We start from the raw sequence: 26,258 nt of genomic DNA on the forward strand, positions 1-26,258 counted from the left end.
CGTCGGTCTTATGACCTTAACTAATAAAAATATATATTTATCATAAAGTTGAGTTTTATTCCTGTAAAAAGCCTGTAAATTTCGTTGAAATGCACTAGCTTTGAATACGTATGCATAAAGTTGTTTACAAATTTAATCAGCCGCTAGTATTTGACTGACAACAACTGTGCTCGTTTGTTTTTTCATCATTTTGCACGCCTGATGAACAAATCGCACAATATAATATGGTTAATTGGGATAAAACATTATGTCTAAGTTCAAACCGAGTATGCTAACGCTTGCGCTGATTGCTGCGGGTGTGAGCCATGCTGCTCCTGTTGAAGATAACACTGCTAATAATGAAGAACATAACGTTGAGGTGATCGAAGTTCGAGGTATCTCGCGCAGTATCATCGCCTCAATCGATAAAAAAAGATTTAGCGACACCATTGCAGAAGTAGTTGATGCTGGAGACTTAGCTTCCTTACCTGACGTGTCAATCGCTGACTCGCTAAGCCGATTACCTGGGATCACCGCGGTAAGAGCAAGTGGGCAATCTTCGCAACTTAATATTCGCGGGATGAACGGCGACTTTATTCAAACCACATTAAACGGACGTGAGCAGGCGAGTACCAGTGGATACACCGCAGGTAGTCGCTGGATTTCATTCGACCAATATCCGTCAGAATTAATTAATCAAGCCGCAGTGTATAAATCACCAAAAGCATCGCTGATTGAAGGTGGTGTTGCGGCTACGGTTGAACTTAAAACGGCAAACCCTCTCGATGCTGATAAAGAACATAATTTTAATTCTTCGGTAAGATATTCCTACAATGATGCAGCGTCAGATGTGGGCGCGGATTCAACAGGCGAACGTATTAGTTTTTCATACCGAGGTAAATTCCTAAATGAGACACTTGGTTTTGCTATTGGTGGGGCGTATCTAAACCAACCAAATAATGCAATTGATATCTCAGCGCATGCTCCTACACGCTCTCAGGATTTTGATGGCGATGGTACTGAAGAGCGCTCAGTCAATGGCTTTCAATATCGCTCAGCCAAAGGCAGCGATGAAAGACTTGGCCTGTTAAGCACCTTGGTGTATCAGCCAACAGACGCATTCAAAGTACAATTTGATTATTTCCATTCTAAGTTTGAATCGGAAGATAAAAAGAGCGGCTTAAATATTGAAGGGTTTTCAAAAGATATTAACTCGTTGTATACGGTTGACAATGCAGTTGTTAAAGATGGTTTTCTAGTCGCTGGGGATGTAACTATTACGGATCCCAATGGCCCATGGGTTGAGATGCGCTCTGAAGACCAATCAACGGACTCAACCACCGACAGCTTTGGCTTAAACTTGCAATACACGACAGATTCGTGGGAATTAAAGTTCGACTGGGCTCATAGTGAAGGGGAAAAAACGCGTAGAGATATGATTGCTTCAATGCATGCATACGAGTACGGTACTTCTACACTGGAAGATGGAACATTAGTTAACACCTGGCAAGAATTAAGAAATCAAACGTTTTCTTTTGAACAAAGAGAGAAAGATTCACCACTGTTAACACTTGGCAACGGGTATACCGACCTATCTAATATGCGACTGGGTGATTGGGAACAATTCCCTCACAAGTACACAGACGAGTTAGATAGCGTTAAGGTTGATTTTAAGTATTTTATTGAGAACAGCTTTATTTCTTCGATAGAAGTTGGTGCGCGTTGGTCTGACCGTGAATTTACGGATCAACGCTCGACATTTAGATGGGGCGCACGTGAAGGTCAAAATGGTTACCAGTTACCGGATGGCACCATCGTCACGAACAAAGGCTGCGAATTTAATGATCAGAACCACCCGTGTATTCCTCACGATTTGACGGGATATGTTTCGGTTAGAGATACTCGAGGTTTCCAATATTTGGAACTAGATCTTGAAGGTATCGCTAACGAAGTATTTGGTCCGGGTAATTATGAGGCGCAACAAACTTGGGGCCACAATTGGACACTTATTGAAAGTGGAGCTGTTCGAGAAGAAGTATTAGCCGGTTATATTATGGCAAATATAGATACCGAAATTGCCGACATACCAGTGACGGGTAATTTTGGCGTTCGAGTAGTAAGAACTGATACGAAATCAATAGGCATTCAACAGATCCAAGGTGATGAAGTTGGTGACTCAATTATCGATGACAATGGCGTTGAAAGAACCGATTATCGCCATGTTAATTATGGTCCTGAGTATACAGACACATTGCCTTCACTAAACCTCAATTTCAGAGTGAGTGACACAGACCAAATTAGGTTTGCAGCAGCAGAAGTTATTGGCCGTCCACCTGTCTACCAGCTTAGAGGTGGTGCAGGTTCTTGGGCTGACACCGCAAATGATGGTACTAGTCCTCGTTATAATGTGTGGTCAAAAGGTAACCCAAATTTAGACCCGTTTAGAGCGACTCAAATTGATTTATCTTATGAGCGTTACTTTGAAGATGGTGGTGCTTTTGTTGCCGCGATATTCTGGAAAGATATTGAATCTTTGATTGAAAGTATCACTTATCAAGAAGGTGAAGTTGACTGGGCTGATATTGGCCTAGAGGTTCCTGATGGATTCGTTGCAGGTCAATACCAAACGACTCAGAATAATGATCAAGGTGGATACATAAGAGGTATTGAGCTTGCTTATACCACGATGTTTGATAATTTACCGGGCGTCTTTTCAGGTTTAGGTTTTAACGCTAACTATTCATATACTGAGAGCGAAACAACGGTAGATGGCGGTGGTAACTTCCCTGATCAGCAATTGCCACTCCCAGGTCTATCAAAAAATGTTTGGAGTGCGACGGTATTTTGGAACATAGACTCGTTCACAACACACCTGAATATCCGTTACCGTGATGAGTATGTGTATGAAGGGGCTTCACCTGGTGGCTCTTCTCTAGCTTGGGCTGATGAATATACTGTGGTTGATTGGCAGGCATCGTACAACTTTGAGAATGGTTTGGAAGCCGTCTTACAGGTTAATAACCTAACTGATGAGCCAAATACCACTAACTATGGTACTGCACTTGCCACTGGTGAGTACAAAGAGTTTGGTCGCCAGTATTATTTAGGGTTTAACTATAGCTTCTAATTAGTCGCAAGCATCCATGGCCACCAAAGTAACACCTGCTTTGGTGGCTTTTTTATAATCGCTCATAGCGCAATGAGTGGTTATCATCAATTATCTAAATTGATATGTTTGGTTCACTTTCAATACATGGTTTTTAATAGGTTTAAGGTGCGAAGGCGATGAAAAGTCAGAAAATAGTGATTTTAGGTGGTGGAACTGCAGGTTGGATGGCCGCAAATATGATGGCAAAAAGCTGGGCAGATAAAGCGATAGAAATCACTGTGGTTGAATCTTCTAGCATCGGGACTATTGGTGTTGGTGAAGGGTCTACTCCGCAGTTCAAAGGATTTATGGACTATTTAGGTATCTCGGAAGCCGAGTGGATGCCGGCTTGTAATGCGACCTATAAAAATGGCATTCGGTTTATAGATTGGTCGACAAAACCTGGATTTTCTAGCTATTTTCATCCATTTCCTGCACAACCTGATGACTACAGTGCACCGGCTTTTTTTCATAACAGCTTTGTTCGGCGTAAGGCGATTGACGTAGAAGGCCACCCAGACCACTTTTTTTTAGCGACTCACTTGGCTGATTTAAATAAATCCCCAATTGCTGCAGAAAGCTTCCCATTCGAAATTAATTATGGTTATCACTTTGACTCAGCATTGCTTGGCCAGTTGTTGGCTCGCAAAGCGGCTGAGTTTAATGTAAAACACATTGATGCCACAATTACCGACGTTCGGAAACACCTTGATGGTGATATTGCGGCACTGATAACGTCTGATGGTACAGAAATCGCTGGGGATATTTTTATTGACTGCTCGGGCTTCAAAAGTTTACTGCTACAACATACTTTAGGTGTGGGTTTTGAGTCATTCGAGTCCAATTTATTTAACGACGCTGCGGTCGTTATACCTACCAAGCAACTTGACACTATTCGCTCCGAAACACAATCTGTTGCGCGTCAATTTGGGTGGTCTTGGCACATTCCACTAACGAACCGTATCGGCAATGGTTATGTTTATAGTCAGCGTTACTGCGATGCGGATCAAGCCGAAACCGAGCTAAGGGCGGCTTTGGGTTTGTTGGACTCAGAAGTAGAAGCTCGGCATATAAAAATGAAAGTCGGGCAAGTTAAAGCGCATTGGAGTAAAAACTGCATCGCTATTGGTTTATCTCAGGGCTTTATAGAGCCATTAGAAGCAACCGCTTTGCATATAGTCCAAGAAACCGTTCAAAGTTTCATTGAATGCTATCAAGATGCGGATTTTACCGATGGTAACAGAGATAAACACAACCGCGCTTTGAGCGAACGGTATCAGGCTATTCGAGACTATATTGTCGCTCATTATCGTGTCAATAGTCGTACTGACACCAACTACTGGCTTGATAATGCCAACAATAACCACTTATCGCGGTCACTCTATCAAATTTTACAGACTTGGGTTTCTGGTAATAACTTATCGGATGAATTAGTTCGCCAAAACGTTGAGCAATATTACCCTTCAGTCAGCTGGCATTGTTTATTGGCAGGTTATGGTATCTACCCAGAACAAGCTCAGCTTAAGTCAGGCAATGCCCTAGCAAACCAACATAACATCGAAAAAGTGAATGACTTCATCAGACGATGTGGATTGAATTTTAAAGATCACCGAATGGAGCTAGAAAGCTTTGTGGCAAATGTTCACAAGTAACTTGGTATTAATCGTTATAAATAAAATCTAATCAAGGGTCTTTCTGAATACATATGTAATGGGTTCAGTACGTTCGTTTACGCAAGTAGACTCTTTTAAAATAGCATTATGACAACACTATGAAAAATAAATCTCTACTATTGGCTGTGTCAGCGCTTTTGGGTGGTGCAGTAAGTTTAAGTGGCTGTGGCCCCAAGCCAGTTGATAAAAAAACCGAACAAATGACATTGCAATCGGAAGTGGCGCCAGTGAGCAAACCCGTTGTTTATCAAGTATTCACAAGGCTCTTTGGCAATACTAAAACAGAGAACAAACCTTGGGGAACGCTAGAGGAAAACGGCGTAGGCAAGTTTTCTGATTTTACTCCTACGGCATTACAACAAATTAAGGCGATGGGTGTGACCCATGTTTGGTATACCGGCGTGCTCCATCACGCAGTAGTGACGGATTATAGCAAGTATGGGATCAGCCAAGATGATCCTGATGTTGTAAAAGGCAGAGCGGGTTCACCTTATGCAATAAAAGATTACTACACCGTTAACCCTGATCTCGCGAACGATCCTTCCGCACGACTGGTTGAGTTTGAAGCCTTAATCAAACGTACACATGACGCCGGCTTGAAAGTGATCATTGATATTGTGCCAAACCATGTCGCTCGTAACTATGAGTCACTCGGTGCGCCTAAAGGGACTGTCGATTTTGGCGCGAATGACGACACGCAAGTTGCATATGCTCGGGACAATAATTTTTATTATGTGGTTGGTGAGGAGTTTACCGTACCAACGAGTGAAAGCTATCAGGTGTTAGGTGGTGAGTCTCATCCATTGGCGGATGGCAAATTTGCAGAAAATCCAGCAAAGTGGACCGGTAACGGTGCTCGCGCGGCAAAGCCTGATATTAACGATTGGTATGAAACCGTCAAAGTGAATTACGGTGTGAAGCCTGACGGTAGCTACGATTTCGACCGCTTGCCAGACGATTATGCTCAGCAGGATTACCGTGCGCACTTTGAATTTTGGCAACACAAGCAATTGCCAGATAGTTGGTACAAATTTCAAGCCATTACCCACTTTTGGTTAGAAAAGGGCGTAGACGGTTTTCGTTACGATATGGCGGAAATGGTGCCAGTAGAGTTTTGGAGCTTCTTAAACTCGTCGATTAAAACAAAAAATCCTGAAGCTTTCTTGCTTGCTGAAGTCTATAACCCCACTTTATATCGCCCGTATATCAAGCAAGGGAAGATGGATTACCTCTACGACAAAGTGGGTTTCTACGACACCTTGAAGGCGTTAATGCAAGGCAAAGGTAGTGCCCAAGCCGTGTTGGATATGCATCAATCGGTAGCCGATATTGCCCCCCATATGTTGCACTTTTTAGAAAACCATGATGAGCAGCGGATTGCAAGCCCTGAATTTGTAGGCGATCCGCTAAAAGGTAAACCCGCTATGGTGGTTAGTCACCTGATAAGCACAGCGCCATCGATGATCTATTTTGGGCAAACATTGGGGGAAGACGGCTCTGAGCAGGCGGGGTTCGGCAGTCCAAGCAGAACCAGTATCTTTGACTATATTGGTGTACCCGAACATCAAAAATGGATGAATAAAGGGAAATTTGATGGCGCGCTACTTTCAAATGAGCAAAAGGCACTTCGTAATTACTACGTCAAATTACTCAATCTAGCAAAGCAGCCGGCAATTGCGGCTGGTGAATACCAGCAAGTCGCTCTGAGTGCTGAGATGCCAAGCAATGCTGAAACAGTCATGGCATTTGGCCGTAAATTAGGTCAACAAAAGCTGTTGGTCGTGAGCAACTTTAATGCAGAACAAGAACAAATAGTCACCGTAAATCTGCCTAAAGAGTGGGATGGTGTTTATAACGATATTTTAGAGTCACACCCGACTTTACAATTACAACCAACAACTGATGGCGAGCACGCCAACGCAACGATTACGCTAGCACCGCTTGCCAGCGTGGTTTATCAATTAGAGAAGTAACCTATGCAACAAGAACAACAAAAACCACAACTCAGTTTTTGGCAGATATGGAATATGTGCTTTGGGTTTCTTGGGATCCAATTTGGTTTTGCACTGCAAAACGGCAACGTGAGCCGTATTTTTCAAACCCTCGGTGCTAAGGTCGATGACATCCCTATACTGTGGGTTGCGGCGCCCTTAACGGGTTTAATCGTGCAACCAATTATCGGCTATTGGAGTGATAGAACATGGGGTAAGCTTGGGCGTAGAAGACCATTTTTCTTGTGGGGGGCTATTCTCACCACGCTATCGCTTTTCATTATGCCCAATTCTCCAACGCTTTGGATTGCGGCGGGTATGCTGTGGATAATGGATGCGTCTATCAACGTCACGATGGAGCCGTTTAGAGCATTAGTAGGTGATAATCTGAATGAAAAGCAACGTGCTACAGGTTATGCGATGCAGAGCTTTTTCATTGGTGTTGGTGCCGTGGTAGCGTCTGCGCTGCCTTGGATGATGACCAATTGGTTTGAGGTGAGTAACACAGCTCCTGCAGGACAAATCCCTGACTCGGTAAAATACGCATTTTACTGGGGGGGAGCTATTTTGTTCATCTCCGTATTGTGGACGATTCTAAAAACGAAAGAATATAGCCCTGAGCAACTCGCTGCTTTTGAACAAGCGCAAACGAATACGCAAAGCGCAACACTGTCAGACCTAACTGTGAACTTTTTAAAAGGCAGTGTGGTGAGCGGTTTCATTGGCGTTATTGTGTTGCTTGCCGTTGCACTTCTTGGCCTTGAAAAAGAGCTTTATTTGCTTAGTGGGCTGCTTATCGCTTTTGCAATTGTATTTGTCATTGCGCATGTGATGCAGCAAAAACAGACTGTAAGTAATGGTTTTTATCATGTTATTTTTGACTTATTTACGATGCCAAAGACCATGCAGCAGCTTGCTGTGGTGCAATTTTTTAGCTGGTTTTCGCTATTTGCCATGTGGATCTACACCACCTCAGCGGTGACGAGCCATCACTATGGTACGTCAGATGTAACGAGCAAGCTTTATAACGACGGTGCTGATTGGGTCGGGGTGTTATTTGCAGCCTACAATGGCTTTGCTGCTATTGCTGCGATGGTGATCCCATTCATGGTTAAGCGCATCGGCCTCAAAGGGGCACATGCAGCTAACTTGTTTTTTGGCGCAGTGTCTTTAATTAGCTTCAAATTTATCGTTGACCCCACATTACTTTGGTTGCCAATGGTGGGCATTGGCTTTGCTTGGGCATCTATTTTGTCATTACCTTACGCGATGTTAAGTAACGCTTTGCCAAGCAACAAAATGGGTGTATTTATGGGGATCTTTAACTTTTTTATCGTGATCCCACAATTACTCGCCGCCAGTATTCTAGGTCTAATTCTGCGTCATGGTTTTGATAACCAACCGATATTCGCACTCGTCATCGGAGGCGTGTCATTTTTACTCGCTGCATTAGCTGTTTCAAGAGTCACGATAAAGGCTCAATAAGGAGAACGAGATGATTAAACTATCAACAATCGCACTAGCCTTGGTAAGTGCTGGCCTCATGGGTTGCGGATCACAGCAATCTGGCAGTGAAACCCTGACGGCACCAGGTGCACCTGGCGTTAAACCTTATTGGTCATACTCTGGAAAAACGGGGATAGGTACATCGTATGAAGCCTACGAAGACGGCAAGTACAGCGATTCTACGGTTACTAAAGCAGTTTCAAAGGTATGGTTTTCTGTTGCAAAAGGGATGATCACAGAGACCATGTTTGGACTTATTCACCAAGCGCAGATCAAAGACATGCAATTTATCATTGTGGGTGACGGCTTTGCAGTGAAAGAATCTGATACTGACGCCCTTGATGTCACGATTGACTATCTTTATAAAGATGCCAGTGGACGCCCGTTATCGCTGGCTTACAAAATTTTAAGCAAAGATAAACAAGGTCGCTTTACCCTTGAAAAGCACATTTTTACCGACCCTGATGGACAAACCTTGTTTGTTAGAGCAAAAGTAGATACTGATCTCAAAGATGTACAGACTTTTGTGAACGTTAATCCATACGTGAATAACAATGGCTTAAACGATTTTGCAAAAGTGACAGAGCAAGGTTTGTTAGCATGGGAAGGTAAGAACTATCTCTCATTGCAGAGCAAAACCGGCTTTGTTGAAGCATCTGTCGGTTATACTGGCACCAGCGATAATTTAGCGGCACTTGAGACTACAGGACATATAGCTCTGGCTTATGCATCTACAGGCAAAGAGAGTGGCAACGTTAACTGGTTGGCAAACTTAGGACAAGTAAAGGGCAGCAGCACCTTTGACCTTACCTTGAGTTTTGGTCATTCTCAGCAGCAGAGCTTTGCTGAGGGGGCAGCCACATTAGCCAAAGGTTATGACAAGGTACTGGCTGATTATAATGGTCAAGGCGAAGCGACGGGCTGGCAAGATTATCTCGACAGTTTAGTGCCGCTAAAGTCCATGACGGCAAATACCGCAGACAACGGCAAGTTACTTTACACCAGTGCGCTTGTGCTTAAGGCGCAAGAAGATAAAACCCATGCCGGCGCGCTGATAGCATCGTTGTCAAATCCGTGGGGTGACACAGTGCCAGCAGAGCAAGGCCATACCGGTTATAAAGCAGTATGGGTGCGTGATTTTTATCAAGTAGCGATGGCATTTTTGGCGATGGGAGATACACAAACAGCACTCACTGCTTTTGAGTATCTAGAAAAAGTGCAGGTTACGGATAAAACACCGGGTAACCACGGTGATACTGGCTGGTTCTTACAAAAAACGCATGTAGATGGCGAGCTTGAGTGGGTTGGTGTACAACTTGACCAAACGGCAATGCCGATTATGCTGGCATGGAAACTGTGGCAAGCGGGTGTGCTAAGCGATGATAGACTGGTTTATTGGTACAATAAGATGTTAAAGCCCGCAGCTAACTTCTTAGTTGAAGGTGGACTGGCTAAAATATTGTGGAATGACACGCAAATCACACCGCCTGCGACGCAACAAGAGCGTTGGGAAGAGCAAAATGGCTATTCACCATCGACTACCGCGGCAATCATTGCAGGCCTTGTAACGGCGAGCGACATTGCTAAATTGGCCGGTGATAAAGCGGGACAAGAGAAATTCCTTGCGACGGCGCAGCAGTATAATCGTGATGTTGAGTCATTCATGTTCACAACCAAAGGTAATCTGCAAAGCAAACACAGTGACGGTCAATATTTCTTCCGTATTGGACAAGACGAAAACCCTAATTCCAGTACGACCTTAAATGCCAATAATGGCCGCAGCGGAATGGATAAGAAGCAGATCATCGATGGTGGCTTTTTAGAACTTGTGCGTTACGGGGTTAGAGGGGCTGACGCCCCGAGCATCGTGGCTACCATGCCTGAATACGATGATGAGTCGATAGCTGAAAACTTAAGAGTAAAATATAGCTTTAAATTTGATGGCGATGTTAATAGTTATCCGGGGTACCGCCGTTACGGTAACGACGGTTATGGTGAAGACGAGAAGCGTGGTATTAATTATGCCGAAAATGGTCAGAATACCGATGGTCAACGCGGTCGAGTGTGGCCTTTCTTTACCGGAGAGCGTGGTCACTATGATATTGCGCTGGCGCTGCTCGATGGTGAGTTGAGTGCGGATGAGCAGAGCAAAATACAAAATACTTATGTGAAGGGGATGGAGCACTTTGCTAATGAAGGCATGATGTTACCTGAGCAAGTATGGGATGGTGTGGGTAAAAATACCTTTGGCTATCAACTTGGCGAAGGAACCAACTCGGCGACGCCTTTGGCTTGGACACATGCTGAATACGTAAAGTTAGTGCGCTCTCTTAATGAAAAACAAGTGTGGGATCACTACCCAATCGTAGAAAGTAAACTGAAATAACAAACAGTGAGTAAACACATAAAAAATGCCGAAGATGAGTTCGGCATTTTTATCGCTATTGCTACCGTGAAGACTGCCTAACAATCAATTTCGGTGGCAAGAGGGTAGAGGCTACTGCTTCACCTCGGATAAGCGTAAGTAAGTTATCGACCAGCATTTGTCCTGCCAATGTGGTGTTTTGCTGCACAGTAGTTAAAGAGGGAGAAACATAACCCGCCGCGGCAATGTTATCAAAGCCAACGACATGTACATCATGAGGAACGCGAACGCCTGCTTCTTGAAGCGCCTTAATCGCGCCAATAGCAATAAGATCGCTAGCCGCGAAAAGCGCGTTAAATTTAACATTGTTGGCGATTAAGGAGCGAGTTGCATGATACCCAGAGTCTTCTGTGGAAATCGCATTTGCCATCTTACGGTCGCTCACCTCAATACCTTTTGCTTTAAGGGTGTCTCTAAAGCCTTTAAAACGTGCAAAAAACTCCGGGCTGTGATCCGAAGCATCGCCAATAAACGCACAATCTGTTCTGACCATGTCGATTAAATGCTTTGCAGCCAATACACCACCACCGTAATTATCGCAGCTCACCGTTAAGTCTGGACGGTTATCAACCGTTGCCCCCCAACAAACAAACTTTGTGTGGTTGTCGAGTAGAGTTTGTAACTTCGACTGGTAATCGATGTAATCACCATAGCCTAGTAAAATTAACCCGTCAGCACGGTGACTATCCTCATAATCGGCATGCCAATCACTGCTCGTCGATTGGAACGATACTAAAAGGTCATAGCCTTCTTTTGCACACGCTCGGGTAATACTTCCAAGCATACTTAAAAAGAAAGGATTAATTTGTGACTCGTCTTCTGTGGGATCTTCAAATAACAGCAAAGCTAATGTACTACTTTGCTGAGTGCGCAGATTACTCGCGTTTTTATCGACCTTATAGTTAAGCTTTTTAGCAATCTCATGAACGCGACGACGAGTTTCTTCGTTAACCAAAGGGCTATTTCTTAGGGCGCGCGACACCGTAGATTGCGAAACGCCAGCATAATGGGCGATATCAAATGAAGTTGCTTTACCTTTCATGTTCTTCTCAACGCTTAAGACAGTGACATTGTCAGCCATTCAATTTTTTTTTCAACCAATTTCACCGAATTTGCAAATTTTTATTGATACAGTCTGACACCGGTGTCATAATGTCGACGTTTTATCATTTTGTTGTCAAAACGTATTTGGCTGCCCTATGCCAAGGGCAGCATTTTTTACCAAATTAACAGAATAACAGGTAAGAGCAAAAGCCAAGGCGTGCAAATTTTGGCGAGTTGAGACAGTAAATTGCAGGACGTGTGCTGGCAGCCCTGATGTTAGCCCAAGCATAATCGCAGTGATAAAGAGATAATAATATGAGCCAGACAACAAGCCATTCATCCGTGCCGTTTGAGCCGATTGTCGTTGCCGACATCGGGGGAACAAACGCCAGATTTGCAATCGTGTCAGATTTTGATACGCGAACGAACCATTTTGTAATTACGCATCAAGCCACTTTTCCTAGTGCTGAATTCCAGTCTTTTGAATCCGCTATCCAAAAATATTTAACTGAGCTACCTGTTGCGCAGCCAAGCCGAGCCTGTCTCGCGGTTGCCGGTCCTATCAAATCTCAGCAAGTTCATTTAACTAATTTAGGTTGGCATTTTAATTCCGAAGACATCAAAGCCCAGTTCGATTTTACTGAACTTGCCGTGATCAACGACTTTGCTGCCTTTGCCTATGCGGCGCCCTACTTAGCACTAGAGAAAAACCTAGTGATTAAGCAAGGTCAGCCTGAGCTAGGTGCAAATATCGGCGTAATGGGTCCTGGCACTGGATTTGGTGCAGCTTGCCTTGCTAGAGATATTAACGGCAGCGCGGTGATGAGCTGTGAAGCGGGACATATCTCACTTGCACCGGTTACCGCCTTAGACAAAGAGCTGTTAACGGTACTGCGCGCGAGTATTCAACATGTCTCAGTCGAGACGGTGTTTTCAGGCCCAGGTATTGCGAGACTCTACAAAGCCATGGCAGAAGTGCGTGGTGAGCAAGCTAAAGATCTTAATGCGGCGCAGATCAGTGCACTTGCGAAAGAATGTAAAGTGTGCGACGCAACATTGAGTCACTTCTGTGACTGGATGGGTAGTGTGGCTGGTGATTTAGCACTGACTTTTGGTGCCTTAGGTGGTGTTTATATAGGTGGTGGGATCTTGCCGCGGATGAAAGCGCGATTACAAGCAAGTAGCTTTGTTGAACGCTTTACCGAAAAAGGCATGATGTCACAGTACACGAGCCAAATTCCAGTTACTTTGGTGGTACAAGATAATATCCCACTGATTGGCGCAGCTGCATGTATTCATGAGCGACGCCGGGCTTAAGGGAAAATCGATGAAAAAAGTAACTATTAATAGCGTTGCCGAATATGCCGGAGTGTCTAAAAAGACAGTATCTCGGGTATTAAATAACGAGCCAAATGTTAGTCCAGCAACGCGGGAAAAAGTCCTGAAGGTCTTTGAAGAGCTGAATTATAAGCCTAATCCTATTGCACGCGGTTTGGCACAAAATCGTAGCTTTATCATCGGTTGTTTATACGACAACCCATCAAAAAGCTATATTACGCGAGTGCAAAGCGGTGCGCTGGAAGCGTGTCAGAAACATAGTTACAATTTATTGATACATCCTTGTGAACTGCGCGGCCAAGACCTTATCGACAATGTTGATCAGCTGCTTACCACCTCGAGACTTGACGGTATTGTGCTTACTCCGCCGTTTTCAGACTCTAACGAGCTTATTGCTTTTTTAAAGCAGCGAAATATTCCTTATGCACGCGTTGCTTCAGCCATTGAAGGCGATGATTCGATTTCAATTCGCAGTAACGACGAGCAGGGCGCTTTTGAGTTAACTGAGCATCTGATCAATTTAGGTCATACCGAAATTGCCTTTATTAAAGGTCACCCTGATCACAGTGCCACGGAAAATCGTTTCTCTGGTTACCAAAAAGCACTAGCAAAGCATGGTATTGAATATCGAGAGCGATTAGTTGCAGAAGGTAACTTTAGTTATCACTCAGGTGCAGACAGTGCAAAAGCCATACTGGACTTAGAGCCAAGACCAACAGCTGTATTTGCATCAAACGACTACATGGCTGCGGCCGTGTTAAAACTTGCTACGCAGCGAGAGATCAAAGTGCCCGAGCAGTTATCTATTGCTGGGTTTGATAACGCACCTATTGCAAGGCATATTTGGCCGGGTCTGACGACGATAGCACAGCCTGTGGAAGAAATGACTCGGATAGCGGTAGAAGAGCTGATTAAGCATATATCTCAGCCGCAAGAAGCACCGTTTCAGCAAGTTTTAGAAGCTAAACTCATCACTCGAGAGTCGACGAAAGCGCGCTCGAATTCATAACTTTTTCAATTTTTATACTTGCCCCAAAGCCCAACGCATAGCCGTTGGGCTTTTTATTTTCGCAGCTACTAGGGGAAACGTTGCGGACTAGATAAATGCGCAGATCTATGTCGCGATAATCAGGCTCGCTGACCCAGCGATTAAAGGCCATGTTACCAAGTTAAGGCTCATTGATAACTTTGCTATCAAATAATGATTTCGCTCAATCATTAATATTATTCTTTTTGTCATAATAATTACTAATAAAATCAGTTAGGTAATGATTTTAATGCCGCAGATATCGGCAAAGTTTTAAGTGGTTATAATTTGGTCATTTTAAAAAGTTAGACTAAATTTATAAGAAGGGTTGACACCGGTGTCAGCTTTATGCGTAAATATAGTGACACCGGTGTCAGGTTGGGGTGAGAGACAACCTGATAGCGTACCTTTGAACGGGTAAATCAAAGCAGCTCTGTACAAGGATTACCACGAATGCTGGTAATCGTGCAGAGCCTTTTTCCTCTAACACTAGAGAGTCAGTAATATGTTGCATCCACGAATTCAGGAAGTCACCGAACGCGTCATTGAGCGAAGCAAAGCAACACGTCAAGCCTATTTAGCTCGAATCCAACAAGCAAAAAAACAAACGCGCGTACGAGCGGGACTGGGCTGTGGAAACCTAGCACACGTAATGGCTGCTTGCTCAAGCAGTGATAAGGCTCGCCTAAAAGAAGACGAGCAACCAAACCTAGCAATTATCAATTCGTACAATGACATGTTGTCTGCGCACGAACCTTATAAAGAATATCCAGATTTAATTAAAGCAGTGGCAAACAAGTTTGACGCGACTGCGCAAGTAGCGGGTGGTGTACCTGCTATGTGTGACGGGGTTACCCAAGGCCGAGATGGCATGGAACTGTCTTTGTTCTCTCGTGATGTCATTGCCATGTCAACAGCAGTGGCGTTATCACACGATGTCTTCGATGGGGTTTTCTGTCTAGGTGTCTGTGACAAAATCGTCCCAGGACTATTAATTGGTGCTTTGTCTTTTGGCCATTTGCCCATTTTCTTTTTACCCGCAGGTCCAATGCAATCAGGGATCCCGAACAAAGAAAAGGCACGTATTCGTCAAAAGTTTGCACAAGGCTTAGTCAGCCGCGAAGAGTTACTGGAAGCTGAGAGTGCTTCATACCACAGTGCAGGTACTTGTACTTTCTACGGTACGGCGAACTCGAACCAGATGCTAATGGAGATCATGGGTCTTCATTTACCTGGTAGCTCGTTTATCAACCCATACACAGAATTAAGAGATGGCTTAACGGCGAGTGCGGTTGAGACCATGCTAACTCAGCTACTTGACGGTAAAAGCGGCAATGCACTTGCGGATATCGTGAGTGAAAAAACCGTGATCAATGGTTTGGTCGGTTTGTTGTCTACTGGTGGTTCTACCAATCATGCCATTCACTTAGTCGCAATGGCAAAAGCGGCTGGCGTTCAAATCACTTGGAAAGACATGGCGGATTTGTCTGAAGTAGTGCCGTTATTAACGCGTATTTATCCAAATGGTCATGCCGATGTAAACCACTTCCAAGCGGCTGGTGGCATGGGCTTCTTAATGCGTGAATTAAGAGATGGCGGCTTCTTACACAATGACGTAAAAACGATTGTGGGTGAAGGACTTGATGCTTACACGATGGAACCACTACTGGATATCAACAGCAATGTGATCATCAGCGATAATCAAGGTCCAGCCAAAGTGAAGTGGGTACCAGTACCTGAAAACTCACTGGATGAAGAAGTGCTTCGCCCAGTAGCAAATCCATTTAACAAGCAAGGCGGCTTGCAACTACTTAATGGTAATTTGGGTAAAGCGGTGATTAAAGTGTCTGCGGTACAAGAGCAGCACCAAACGGTGACTGCACCGGCGAAAGTATTCAGCTCTCAAAGCGAATTACAAGAAGCCTTTACTGCTGGCAAGCTTAACCAAGACTTTATTGCTGTGATTAAAGAGCAAGGCCCTAAAGCGAAAGGTATGCCTGAGTTACATAAACTGACACCTGTCATGGCTACATTACAAGACCAAGGTTTTAAAGTGGCGATTGTGACTGATGGTCGTATGTCTGGTGCTTCGGGTAAAGTACCTGCGGCGATCCACCTTGCGCCGGAAGCGGTTGAAGGTGGTGCAATTGCAAAAGTACACGAAGGTGATTTGATCACCTTAAATGCACCAAAAGGCGAATTAGTGCTACATGTTTCTGATGAAGAAATGGCACAGCGCGAATTACAGCTTTCACCGCAATCGCAAACATTTGGTACGGGTCGAGAGCTATTCTCAGGATTTAGACACGTAGTGAGCAGTGCAGATCAAGGCGCATGCTCATTTGGCATCGAAGAATAATAACAGTGGGAATGAGGGTGAGCATGAGTATTAAAGAGATATTGTCAGCAGCACCAGTGGTTCCGGTTATCGTTATTGATAACCTCGAAGACGCGGTGCCGCTTGCTACGGCATTGTTTAATGGTGGCTTAAAAGCACTTGAAGTGACACTTCGTACACCGGTGGCAGCGCAAGCGGTAAAAGACATTAAAGCGGCTTTACCAGACGCCTATGTTGGTACTGGTACGGTAGTGGATAAGGCAACCTTTAATGCCTCTGTAGAAGCCGGCGCTGACTTCATGGTAAGTCCAGGTGTCAATGACGAATTATTGGAACTGGCAAAGTCGTCAAGTATTCCATTTCTTCCAGGTGCTGCAACGCCAAGCGAAGTGATGAAGCTTGCAAGTCATGGTTTTGAATTCTTAAAGTTTTTCCCAGCAGAAGCTGCAGGTGGTGCACCAATGCTTAAATCCATTGGCGGACCAATTCCACAAGTAAAATTCTGTCCAACGGGTGGTATTTCGTTGGCAACTGCACCTAAGTATCTTGCACTCGACAATGTGGTATGTGTGGGCGGTACTTGGATGCTTGATAAAGCACTTATCGCAAACAAAGACTGGCAAGCCATTGAAGCGCTTGCGAAACAAGCAAGTGAAGTAAAATAGATTAGGGGACAGTTATCATGATTAATATCGCAATTAATGGCTATGGACGTATCGGTCGTAACGTACTTCGTGCACTGTACGAGTCAGGTCAGAATAAAGACATCAAAGTCGTTGCCATCAACGATCTCGCACCTGCGAACGTAAACGCGCATTTGACCCAATTTGACTCTGTACATGGTCGCTTTCAAGAGCAGGTTGTTCTTAACGACAACACACTCGTTATCGGTGGTGACGAAATCACGCTAACGCAAGAGCGTGACCCTGCAAATCTTCCATGGAAAGCGCTAAACGTTGATATCGTACTTGAATGTACTGGGCTGTTCACTTCTCGCGAAGCTGCGGCTAAACACATTGAAGCCGGTGCGAAAAAAGTGATTGTATCTGCGCCGGGCACAGATATGGATGCAACGGTTGTTCATGGCGTTAACAGCGAAGTGCTAAATGCTGAATCAACCATTATCTCTAACGCATCTTGTACCACAAACTGTCTTGCGCCTATTGCAAAAGTATTGAATGATACTATTGGTATTGAGCAAGGTAGCATGACAACCATTCATGCCTACACTAACGATCAGAATCTATCAGACGTTTACCACCCTGATTTATATCGTGCGCGTAGTGCTACTCAGTCGATGATCCCGACGAAAACGGGTGCGGCAAAGGCGGTTGGCTTAGTGCTTCCTGAACTTGCTGGCAAACTAGATGGTATGGCGGTTCGTGTGCCAACCATCAACGTATCACTGGTTGATTTAACTTTTGTTGCCAAGCGTGACACTTCAAAAGAAGAAGTGAATGCAGCAATCAAAGCGGCTGCTGAGGGCGCGATGAGTGAAATCCTTGAGTACAATGAATTACCTTTGGTTTCTATCGATTTCAACCACAACCCGGCTTCTTCAGTGTTTGACTCTACACAAACCAAAGTAGATGGAAAGCTGGTAAAAGTGATGGCTTGGTATGATAACGAATGGGGCTTCTCTTGCCGCATGCTAGACCAAGTTAAAGCACTAGGTGCATTTTTATAATCAGGATTAATTTCTGACCAAAAGCTCTGCAGATCGCGGAGCTTTTTTGTTTTTGACGGAAAAATTGCCATTCTTCCTTATCAATTAGTATAAGTTCCTTGAGGATCGGCACCGTATATGGAAAAATTCACCACACAAACACCAATAACTCCAAACGAGGATTCAATTATGCGCATCATCTTGCTAGGCGCGCCGGGTGCAGGTAAAGGTACTCAAGCTCAATTTCTAATGGACAAATATGGGATCCCTCAGATCTCTACAGGCGACATGTTACGTGCTGCTATCAAAGAAGGGACTCCGTTGGGTCTTGAAGCGAAAAAAGTCATGGATGCAGGTCAACTAGTATCTGACGAAATCATTATCGGCTTGGTAAAAGAGCGCATCGCTAAAGAAGATTGTGCAAATGGCTTCTTGCTTGATGGCTTCCCTCGCACAATTCCACAAGCAGATGCAATGAAAGAAAATGGCATCAAAGTTGACCATGTTATCGAATTTGACGTGGCTGATGAGATCATCGTGGAGCGTATGAGCGGTCGTCGTGTACACCCAGGTTCTGGTCGTGTTTACCACATCGTTTACAATCCGCCTAAAGTAGAAGGCAAAGATGACGTAACGGGTGAAGACTTAATCATTCGTGATGACGACACTGAAGAGACAGTACGTAAACGTCTAGCGATTTACCATGAGCAGACAAAACCTCTAGTAGATTACTATAGTGCAGAAGCGGATGCTGGTAACACGCAATATCACAAACTAGATGGTACACAAGCTGTTGATGCGGTAAGCAAGCAGTTAGGTGAACTATTGGGTTAATAACTAAGCGTTTGCTTGGTTAACAAGTAGGAGTCCTATGAGACTCCTACATTATCTCTAAACTAGCTAAATCGTTTTAATAAGTGCTGTAGTGGAAAGTAATACTTTCTTTTCGACTTGGCTCTGCATAATGGAAGTTGCCTGTGGCTTCTACTCTATGAACGATAGAGGCTGAAATTCCCGCTTTAAATGCCTCACCATTAAACGTAGCTGTATTCCCTGAATCGTTAGGATTAATTTCAATGCACTTGAAAGGTGCCGTGCTGTATGCACGACTGAAACAAAGCTCCACCGTTTCATTGCCAGGATCGGCGTAACCCGCTGAAGTATAGCTAACTCCAGTGATAGTACCCGTTTTACTTCCATATGGGATATCACTTAAATCGATGTTTAATACAGAAAACTCTGTAGTCGAAAGACCGCCTGCTGAGCTTAATACTAGCATCCGACTAGGTTGTTTTTCTTTCGTGATCATAAAATCGTCAGCAATTGCTTGACCACTAAGCGCGAGTGAAGAAATGAAGAGGGCGGTAAGAGACATCTTTTTCATTAACAATTCCTTATTGTATAGTCTAATACCAATTGCACTAAGTCTCCAATCAATTTAAAGGGTGAAATACCATATTAGCGTCGTTAAAAATTTCTCATTTAGAACAACTAAATAACAAAATTTTTGCCTAGCTACTAAAGCTATTTCTCCGCTTCAAATAGCTCATTTACCTAATACAATTGGTATAATTCAAGCTACGCAGTGCAACCGCATAGTGGCGTGATTGTAATGAACGAAGAATATTTGGGTCAACCTTAGATTTGTAAAATAATGCGACTAAATCAGTCGTTTATGGTTTTATTTTGATGGTTCTTATGAGTAAGGGGCCGGTGCCCCTTACCAGTTTTACGCTTTTGCGATAAATATAGCACGGAGCGGAGCGGGGTAGCCTTCAATGGTTTTGCTAGTGTCATTTGGATCTAAGAAATCAGCAAGCGACTCTGTTTCCATCCAAGGGGTTTGGCGCTGCTCGTCTAACGACGTGACGTCTTTGTTTACCACTTTGATATCTTTAAAGCCCACACGCTCAAGCCATAATGTTAATGCGTCGCAGCTTGGAATAAACCATACATTGCGCATCTTGGCGTAGCGGTCGGTCGGCACTAATACTGTATTTACATCGCCCTCAATGACGAGTGTTTCTAGCACTAATTCGCCACCTTTTCTTAGCTGAGACTTTAGCTGCGCTAAAAAGTCGATTGGTGAACGACGGTGATATAGCACGCCCATTGAAAACACAGTATCAAATGCTTTTAACTCAGGCAGTTGCTCTACACCTAGGGGTAGTAAATGCACGTTTGGATCGGGGTTAAAGTGTTTAATAGTTTGGAATTGGCATAAAAATAGATCGGAAGGATCAATGCCAACAACAAGCTCTGCGCCTTCGCCGCGCATACGCCACAAGTGATAACCAGAGCCACAGCCGATATCTAATACATTACGGCCGTGAAGGTCGCTAATATGGGGGAGCAGTCGGTCCCATTTCCAGTCGCTGCGCCACTCAGTATCAATATGGACGCCATGTAAATGAAATGGTCCCTTACGCCATGGCATCATGCGTTTTAGTAAATGCGTTAATTGCTTTTGATGACCTTCATTAACGTCTTCGCCAGTACCTATCTCAACCTTGGTTTTTATATCAACATGCGTGGTTGAGATCTCTGGTAGATTTTTAATGACTTTTTCCCATTTCGGCCAGTCGCCATGTTGGGCTTCTTTTTGCCAATGGCTAAGCTGCGCAGGCAACGTTTCTAGCCAATGGCTCAAAGGGGTTTTCGCAATGGTTGCATAAAAGTCGGTAAACCAATGATTCATAATTGCCTCTATTTTATTGCTACCATTGAGCAGAAGTTAAAGCACTGATACCACACTTGAGTTTGATTAAAGCCAATATCCTCTAATCTTGTTATATGGGTACTTAATGAGTCCGTGCGCATCACGTTTTCAATCGCAGTGCGTTTTTGGCTGATCTCTAATTCTGAGTAGCCATTGTGGCGTTTAAAGTCGTGGTGAAGGTCGATAAGTAAGTTGTCTTTAGTACCGTTTTCACCGCGGATTTTTTCACTTAATAGCAGTACGCCACCAGGTTTTAAACCCTGATATATTTTTTCGAGAACTGCTTTGCGGTTTTCTGGTGGAATAAACTGTAGGGTGAAGTTCATCGCAACGACAGATGCATTGCTAATCTCTATTTCATTGATATCACCTAAAGTGACCGAGACTGGGACGTCAGATTTAAAGCCTTTTAAATGCAGTTGGCAACGCTCTACCATAGGCTGTGAATTATCCACGGCAATGATATGACAGTTTTCTATATCTATATTTCTACGCATGCTTAGCGTGACCGCGCCTAAAGAGCAGCCTAAGTCATATAAGTTTGAGTTACTTTGCGCGTAAGTACCCGCAAGTTTGCCCATTGTGCTTACTATTGTCGCGTAGCCCGGCACTGAGCGTTGGATCATATCTGGAAACACTTCGACGACATTGGCGTCGAAAGTGAAATCTTTTACTGCTTGCTCAGTGGCATAAATACTGTCTTTGCCCGTCACATTAAATCTCTCTTTGAAAATAATCTCGCTATTTTAGCATTTTATGCTGGATAGTCAGTGATAAATTCAGTAGCTTGGCTACTATTAATAATAAGAAGTAAATATGAGACCAAAAATGGCGAAAAGCAAAGTGATTAGCACAGAAGATATCCTCTCAACGCTATGCCACTCAGTAACAGAAGTTCTGTCGTCGGCAAGCGGCAACCAAATTAACTATTCCGCGATGGTTCAAAAGATCACTCGTACCTGTATGAGGCCTGACATCGGCTGTTTCGTATTGTTTGATGGCGGCTTTACCGGTTTAGTCGTAACTAATTTTACCGCGCAAGCAGCAATGGAGGTGTATACCGATTACATGCGCAACATGGGCATGCCTGAAGAAGAAATTGCGCATAGTCATTTGTCCGACGACGTTGCCAATGTATTGGGTGAGTTGATGAACCAAATTGTTGGTGATTTCACCAACAAAGTACGTGAGCAACTACATACCTCTATCACGCAAAACCAACCTAAGATGATGGCTATCAACAAACAGGTGCAGATCTCGGTAGACACAACGATGGATCGCCCGCAGGCAAGACGCGTTACCTTTACCACGCAAGGCCAGAATATTTTCTATCTTGAATTGGCAATGGATAAAACTGAATTTATTAAGCTACATGACTTTGATATTGCGGAGTCGGTAGACCCAGATGACATTATTGCAAGTCAGGCGGAGAAGAAAAAGCCAGCGAAGCCGCAGGAAGAAGATGTTGTAGATGACGACTTTATGGATCAGTTAGGACTGTAAAACCGTTTTCTTGGAGCACGTAATTAGAAAGGCCACCTCAGTGGCCTTTCTATTACGTCAAAATCTTCACTTCGCCCTAGGATAAATAGATAGCAAAGGTACTAATGCAGTGCGCCTTTTCCTGCATTAAGCTCAGGTGCTTCTTCTACATGCTTTATGGATGTTAGCATCATAAAGGCTTCATTGAACTCAAAGCGGGCGATGGCGGTTTTTAATTTCTGTAATTCTGGTTCAGTCAAATAGCTACTTACTGAAATTGAGTCTACTAGCTCTGTGGCTTGAGTATCATAATCTCTTAACGCACACGCAAGCTGGATAAGTTCCTCTAATTGACTATTGCCACCTTTTTCTTCGTTGTTTTTCGTTACATTTTTTACCTGATGAGACGCTTCTTTTTTACGACGTTTTTGGCATTGTTCCAGTGCATATTTGACGTATTTAATCAGCTCGTCAATTTCGCTCGCATTAGGTGGGCGGACATTAAGAGAAGCTTCAATGTGCTTAAACTCTTCAGTCAGCCTAACAATCGAAAGATTAGCACTAGCACCTTTTAATGCATGTAACATGCTATGTGCCAGTTCAAAATTCTCGATGGCTAAAGCCTGTTTTAAATTGATCAGCTCTTCAATCTGCTGGGACAGGAACTTTTCTAAGATATCGAAGTAAACCTTTTGGTTGCCAGCTGCTCGAGCAATACCCTCGGCAATATCAATACCTTCAAACTCAATGACCTCATCAACTTCCTCTACTTCGGTAGTGACTTCTGGTTGATTTGCTACAGGCGTTGCTAAAAGGTTACTGGTCTCAGCGCTTACATATTTCAAAATACTTTTAACGAGTTGCTCAACGTCGATGGGTTTGGTGACGTGGTCATTCATACCAGCATCGATACAAGTCTGGATGTCTTCTTCCATGGCATTGGCGGTCATCGCGAGAATAGGAAGTGTATTTTTATCGAACTCTATACGAAGGTTTTGCGTCGCGGTAATACCATCCATCACTGGCATTTGCATATCCATTAAAACAATATCTATATGTTTGCTATGAACTTGCTCAATGGCTTCTTGCCCATTATCAGCGACCGCCACCTGAGCTCCGAAGCTAGATAAGATCTCCACTGCGATTTCCTGGTTGACGGGTTGATCCTCCGCAACCAAAATTGATATGCCATTTAGTGCTTGTTTACTAATCGTTTGTTCTTTTTTGGTGATAGTGGTTCTTATTTCTGGTGAGTCAAACACGGCATTTTGAATAACGTCCACAAGATTTGACGGATTAATCGGCTTTAAAAGTACACCATCGACTAAACTGGCTTGGCTATCGTTGAGGTTTAACTCCCGACCATAAGCTGTGACTAAAATAAACTTACTTTGTGACACATCGATTTGCGATTGCAGCTTAGTGATCAGCTCGATACCATCTAATTTCGGCATATGCCAATCGACGAAAATAAGATCGGGTAAATCTTGTGTCAGGACGAATTGATTTAACGCTTTATGAGGGTCTAAATAAGAGCAAACCTGCATACCAAAGTTTGTTAGCATACCGCTTAACACGTCCAATGCGTGTTGGTTATCGTCAATAATTGTTGCTGATAGCTCTGATAAGTGGGTAGAGGCCATTTTCGCCTGACTCAGCTCGTCACTGACTTCCATTTCTAATGTGAAATAAAACTCCGAACCGACGTTCTCCTCACTCTCAACATATATTTCTCCCCCCATAAGCTTGACCAGTTGCTGCGAAATTGTGAGGCCAAGCCCAGTACCGCCATATTTTCGGGTGATTGAATTGTCTGCTTGCGAGAAAGATTGAAATAGGTTTTTTTGCTGGCGTTTATTCATGCCAATACCGGAGTCTTTGACGCTAAACTTAATTTTCGCTAACCCTTTTTCGACATTGACGAGGGCAACACGAATAACAACCTCACCGGTTTCTGTGAATTTAACCGCGTTACCCGCTAAATTAATGAGTACTTGGCTTATTCTAAATTGATCGCCAATCACGCAGTAGGGCACTTGTGAGTCTAGATCAAAGACTAACTCTAGTTGTTTTTCTTGGGCTTTTACACTGACGATGGTGGCAACACTGTCGAGTAGCTTTTCTGTTGAAAAAGCCTGATATTCTAACTCGATTTTGCCAGCTTCGATTTTTGAAAAATCGAGTATATCGTTGATCAATCTCAGTAATTGCTTTGCCGCAGTATCTATTTTTGATACGTAGTCGTGCTGCTTTGCATTTAATTCGGTCGCGAGTGCGAGATGAGACATACCAATAATCGCGTTCATTGGGGTTCTAATTTCATGGCTCATGTTGGCGAGGAATTCGCTTTTCGCTTTTGCCGAGTTTTGGGCCAAGTCTTTTGCTTCTATGAGTTCTCGTTGTAGTTGGTTCCTCTCCGAAACATCAAGGTACATGCCAACAATCCCAGCTACAGCGCCATTTTCATTAAAAAATGGCGCTTCGTATACAATCAGTTCCCGCGCCTGCTCTTGGCCATCGAGCAATAGTACTTCGTAAGTTTGCTCTTGGGTTGTGGTGATAATTTCGTGGGCTTTGGACTCAAATAGGCTGGCTATTCCTAAATCAAAAATTTCGTCTAGTTTGGCGCCAATCACATCTACTTCAAATTGATCTAACAGCGCCAAAAAGGACTTGTTTACCCCCATAAATACCCCGTCAGTAGAACGATAGTACGTCGGGTTTGGGATAGCATTGATTATGTGGTGGGTAAGCTCAAGTTGTTCACTTAAAGCCGACTCTGTCTTTTGTTGTTTTTCGATATTTTCATTAATAGCAAGCGCGAGGCTTAAGTCCTTACACAAGTACTCAAGCGCTTCGAATTGGCTGTCTATCAACGCCTGTGCACTACCGACTAGCAGCACATACACTACATGATTACCGATGGCTAGTGGAAAGCAATAACGGCTTTGTAACTTCACTTCAACTTCTTGTTCTTTGAGCCACAACGGTTCTTGTTGTACTTGTGGTTCATTATTTGTTGCGCAAAGCGCTATCGTGGACGCAATAATTGAGTGGCTTGGTGTCACTCCATGGCTTTTCACTAATGACAAGGTGTCGTCTTCTAAATTGGCATAGAGACAAACACTCGGTGCATTGAACTCATTGGCAATAAACTCTAGTGCGTGGCGCACGATAGGTTCGGAGCCGGTGATGGATTTTAGTTCGCGATTATAGTTTTCGATAATTGCGGCTGACGCCAGCTTTTGGCTTTGAGAGGTGGTGGCAGCATGGATCGCTTGTGTGAGCCGTTTTACATCAGCATCACTGTTTGTGGGGGCTACTGAAAGAGGGGAGCCGTTTAACGCTTGTGCACGTAGCGTATTGACGATGCGATAGAGCGGGGAGAAATGTTTAGTGCGCATAAACCAAACATAAAAGCCTAAAAATAGTGTTAACACCGCGAAAGCAAGGCCAGTAATTAACAGTATTTTAAGTTGTTGATTGGTGCGTGTTTCGAGTTCGGCGTTTGCAATGAGAGGCAGTTGTAGGATGGCGTTTTGATAACTTTGAGGTAAGTCGACCTGTTCAACCGTGTTTGCTAAAAATCGAGATTTTAATCTTGTTTGGGTTTCATAAATTTGTTGTAGCGGTAGTGGCAATGAGTGACTTGGTGCAGATTTGATGTCATCGAGCCATTGGGCGTTTTTATCTTTGCTATACATCTCAAGTGAGAGGTGGTTGTGATAAGCGGTATTAACATCGGTCGCGAGTGTGCTATGAGTGGTTGTTGAGTAGTAGATAAGCGTTGCGCTTCCTAGGGCTGCCATCAAGGCGAAAAGTGCGATCCAACTTAGTAATGCTTTTGAGGACATAAGTTATTATTTACGCGTGAATTTATATATAAACATAGTCGCGATATACAATTTCTCAAGCTATGCTG

General features: G+C 43.8%; 17 protein-coding genes. 12 read left to right on the forward strand and 5 right to left on the reverse strand.

What is annotated here, in order from left to right; all coding sequences use genetic code 11:
- Window positions 1-247: 247 nt before the first annotated feature.
- From GSF04_RS12205 to GSF04_RS12225, 5 genes are all read left to right on the forward strand, one after another.
- Window positions 248-3,106: a TonB-dependent receptor gene (locus GSF04_RS12205; protein WP_211859649.1), complete on the forward strand. Its 2,859-nt coding sequence runs from the start codon at window positions 248-250 to the stop codon at window positions 3,104-3,106.
- A gap of 158 nt (window positions 3,107-3,264) precedes the next feature.
- Entirely contained in the window at window positions 3,265-4,779 is a 1,515-nt protein-coding gene (locus tag GSF04_RS12210; protein WP_211859650.1) for a tryptophan halogenase family protein, read from the forward strand.
- Between the two features lie 119 nt (window positions 4,780-4,898).
- Window positions 4,899-6,773: an alpha-amylase family glycosyl hydrolase gene (locus GSF04_RS12215; protein ID WP_211859651.1), complete on the forward strand. Its 1,875-nt coding sequence runs from the start codon at window positions 4,899-4,901 to the stop codon at window positions 6,771-6,773.
- Between the two features lie 3 nt (window positions 6,774-6,776).
- Entirely contained in the window at window positions 6,777-8,276 is a 1,500-nt protein-coding gene (locus tag GSF04_RS12220; RefSeq protein WP_211859652.1) for an MFS transporter, read from the forward strand.
- Window positions 8,277-8,286: 10 nt separating this feature from the next.
- Complete coding sequence (locus GSF04_RS12225; protein ID WP_211859653.1) at window positions 8,287-10,683, forward strand: glycoside hydrolase family 15 protein; 2,397 nt, start codon at window positions 8,287-8,289, stop codon at window positions 10,681-10,683.
- A gap of 61 nt (window positions 10,684-10,744) precedes the next feature.
- On the opposite strand, the gene GSF04_RS12230 is transcribed toward GSF04_RS12225, so the two are convergent.
- The gene (locus tag GSF04_RS12230; protein ID WP_039495539.1) at window positions 10,745-11,764 is read right to left on the reverse strand and encodes a LacI family DNA-binding transcriptional regulator; all 1,020 of its coding nucleotides are present in this window, start codon (window positions 11,762-11,764) and stop codon (window positions 10,745-10,747) included.
- A 317-nt stretch (window positions 11,765-12,081) separates the two neighbouring features.
- Here GSF04_RS12230 and glk point away from each other — a divergent pair, with 317 nt between their 5' ends.
- The 6 genes from glk (at window position 12,082) to adk (ending at window position 18,969) form a co-directional block, all read left to right on the forward strand.
- Window positions 12,082-13,083: a glucokinase gene (gene glk, locus GSF04_RS12235; RefSeq protein ID WP_039495541.1), complete on the forward strand. Its 1,002-nt coding sequence runs from the start codon at window positions 12,082-12,084 to the stop codon at window positions 13,081-13,083.
- 10 nt (window positions 13,084-13,093) lie between these two features.
- Complete coding sequence (locus GSF04_RS12240; RefSeq protein ID WP_010378018.1) at window positions 13,094-14,113, forward strand: LacI family DNA-binding transcriptional regulator; 1,020 nt, start codon at window positions 13,094-13,096, stop codon at window positions 14,111-14,113.
- A gap of 523 nt (window positions 14,114-14,636) precedes the next feature.
- Window positions 14,637-16,490, forward strand: a complete 1,854-nt coding sequence (gene edd / locus GSF04_RS12245) for a phosphogluconate dehydratase (protein WP_017219245.1) — start codon at window positions 14,637-14,639, stop codon at window positions 16,488-16,490.
- 23 nt (window positions 16,491-16,513) lie between these two features.
- Entirely contained in the window at window positions 16,514-17,134 is a 621-nt protein-coding gene (locus GSF04_RS12250) for a bifunctional 4-hydroxy-2-oxoglutarate aldolase/2-dehydro-3-deoxy-phosphogluconate aldolase (RefSeq protein ID WP_010378022.1), read from the forward strand.
- 17 nt (window positions 17,135-17,151) lie between these two features.
- Window positions 17,152-18,156 (forward strand): type I glyceraldehyde-3-phosphate dehydrogenase, encoded by a 1,005-nt coding sequence (gene gap / locus GSF04_RS12255; protein WP_017219247.1) that lies wholly within the window; start codon window positions 17,152-17,154, stop codon window positions 18,154-18,156.
- Between the two features lie 168 nt (window positions 18,157-18,324).
- On the forward strand, window positions 18,325-18,969 hold the full coding sequence (gene adk / locus GSF04_RS12260) for an adenylate kinase (RefSeq protein ID WP_010378026.1): 645 nt from the start codon (window positions 18,325-18,327) through the stop codon (window positions 18,967-18,969).
- A gap of 76 nt (window positions 18,970-19,045) precedes the next feature.
- On the opposite strand, the gene GSF04_RS12265 is transcribed toward adk, so the two are convergent.
- The 3 genes from GSF04_RS12265 to cmoA form a co-directional block, all read right to left on the reverse strand.
- On the reverse strand, window positions 19,046-19,519 hold the full coding sequence (locus tag GSF04_RS12265) for a hypothetical protein (protein ID WP_211859654.1): 474 nt from the start codon (window positions 19,517-19,519) through the stop codon (window positions 19,046-19,048).
- Between the two features lie 345 nt (window positions 19,520-19,864).
- A complete protein-coding gene (gene cmoB / locus GSF04_RS12270) occupies window positions 19,865-20,833 on the reverse strand; it encodes a tRNA 5-methoxyuridine(34)/uridine 5-oxyacetic acid(34) synthase CmoB (protein WP_017219248.1) in 969 nt (322 codons plus the stop codon).
- 8 nt (window positions 20,834-20,841) lie between these two features.
- Entirely contained in the window at window positions 20,842-21,567 is a 726-nt protein-coding gene (cmoA, locus tag GSF04_RS12275; protein ID WP_211859655.1) for a carboxy-S-adenosyl-L-methionine synthase CmoA, read from the reverse strand.
- Between the two features lie 115 nt (window positions 21,568-21,682).
- On the opposite strand from cmoA, the gene GSF04_RS12280 reads away from it, so the two are divergent.
- Window positions 21,683-22,357: a DUF3334 family protein gene (locus GSF04_RS12280; RefSeq protein WP_010378035.1), complete on the forward strand. Its 675-nt coding sequence runs from the start codon at window positions 21,683-21,685 to the stop codon at window positions 22,355-22,357.
- Window positions 22,358-22,458: 101 nt separating this feature from the next.
- Here the strand turns inward: GSF04_RS12280 and GSF04_RS12285 are convergent, their stop codons facing one another.
- Window positions 22,459-26,190 carry a response regulator gene (locus tag GSF04_RS12285; RefSeq protein WP_211859656.1) on the reverse strand — a complete coding sequence of 1,244 codons (3,732 nt, stop codon included), beginning with the start codon at window positions 26,188-26,190 and terminating at the stop codon, window positions 22,459-22,461.
- Window positions 26,191-26,258: the final 68 nt, after the last annotated feature.

The organism is Pseudoalteromonas sp. A22, from assembly GCF_018141345.1.
In the GTDB taxonomy this organism is placed as follows: Bacteria; Pseudomonadota; Gammaproteobacteria; order Enterobacterales; family Alteromonadaceae; genus Pseudoalteromonas; species Pseudoalteromonas maricaloris.

Coding starts and splice junctions, on each gene's coding strand:
- cmoB (WP_017219248.1), bottom strand. CDS start 20,833: ATGAATCATTGGTTTACCGACTTTTATGCAACCATTGCGAAAACCCCT.
- GSF04_RS12210 (WP_211859650.1), top strand. CDS start 3,265: ATGAAAAGTCAGAAAATAGTGATTTTAGGTGGTGGAACTGCAGGTTGG.
- GSF04_RS12265 (WP_211859654.1), bottom strand. CDS start 19,519: ATGAAAAAGATGTCTCTTACCGCCCTCTTCATTTCTTCACTCGCGCTT.
- GSF04_RS12250 (WP_010378022.1), top strand. CDS start 16,514: ATGAGTATTAAAGAGATATTGTCAGCAGCACCAGTGGTTCCGGTTATC.
- GSF04_RS12205 (WP_211859649.1), top strand. CDS start 248: ATGTCTAAGTTCAAACCGAGTATGCTAACGCTTGCGCTGATTGCTGCG.
- gap (WP_017219247.1), top strand. CDS start 17,152: ATGATTAATATCGCAATTAATGGCTATGGACGTATCGGTCGTAACGTA.
- GSF04_RS12220 (WP_211859652.1), top strand. CDS start 6,777: ATGCAACAAGAACAACAAAAACCACAACTCAGTTTTTGGCAGATATGG.
- adk (WP_010378026.1), top strand. CDS start 18,325: ATGCGCATCATCTTGCTAGGCGCGCCGGGTGCAGGTAAAGGTACTCAA.
- glk (WP_039495541.1), top strand. CDS start 12,082: ATGAGCCAGACAACAAGCCATTCATCCGTGCCGTTTGAGCCGATTGTC.
- GSF04_RS12225 (WP_211859653.1), top strand. CDS start 8,287: ATGATTAAACTATCAACAATCGCACTAGCCTTGGTAAGTGCTGGCCTC.
- GSF04_RS12285 (WP_211859656.1), bottom strand. CDS start 26,190: ATGTCCTCAAAAGCATTACTAAGTTGGATCGCACTTTTCGCCTTGATG.
- GSF04_RS12230 (WP_039495539.1), bottom strand. CDS start 11,764: ATGAAAGGTAAAGCAACTTCATTTGATATCGCCCATTATGCTGGCGTT.
- edd (WP_017219245.1), top strand. CDS start 14,637: ATGTTGCATCCACGAATTCAGGAAGTCACCGAACGCGTCATTGAGCGA.
- GSF04_RS12240 (WP_010378018.1), top strand. CDS start 13,094: ATGAAAAAAGTAACTATTAATAGCGTTGCCGAATATGCCGGAGTGTCT.
- GSF04_RS12280 (WP_010378035.1), top strand. CDS start 21,683: ATGGCGAAAAGCAAAGTGATTAGCACAGAAGATATCCTCTCAACGCTA.
- GSF04_RS12215 (WP_211859651.1), top strand. CDS start 4,899: ATGAAAAATAAATCTCTACTATTGGCTGTGTCAGCGCTTTTGGGTGGT.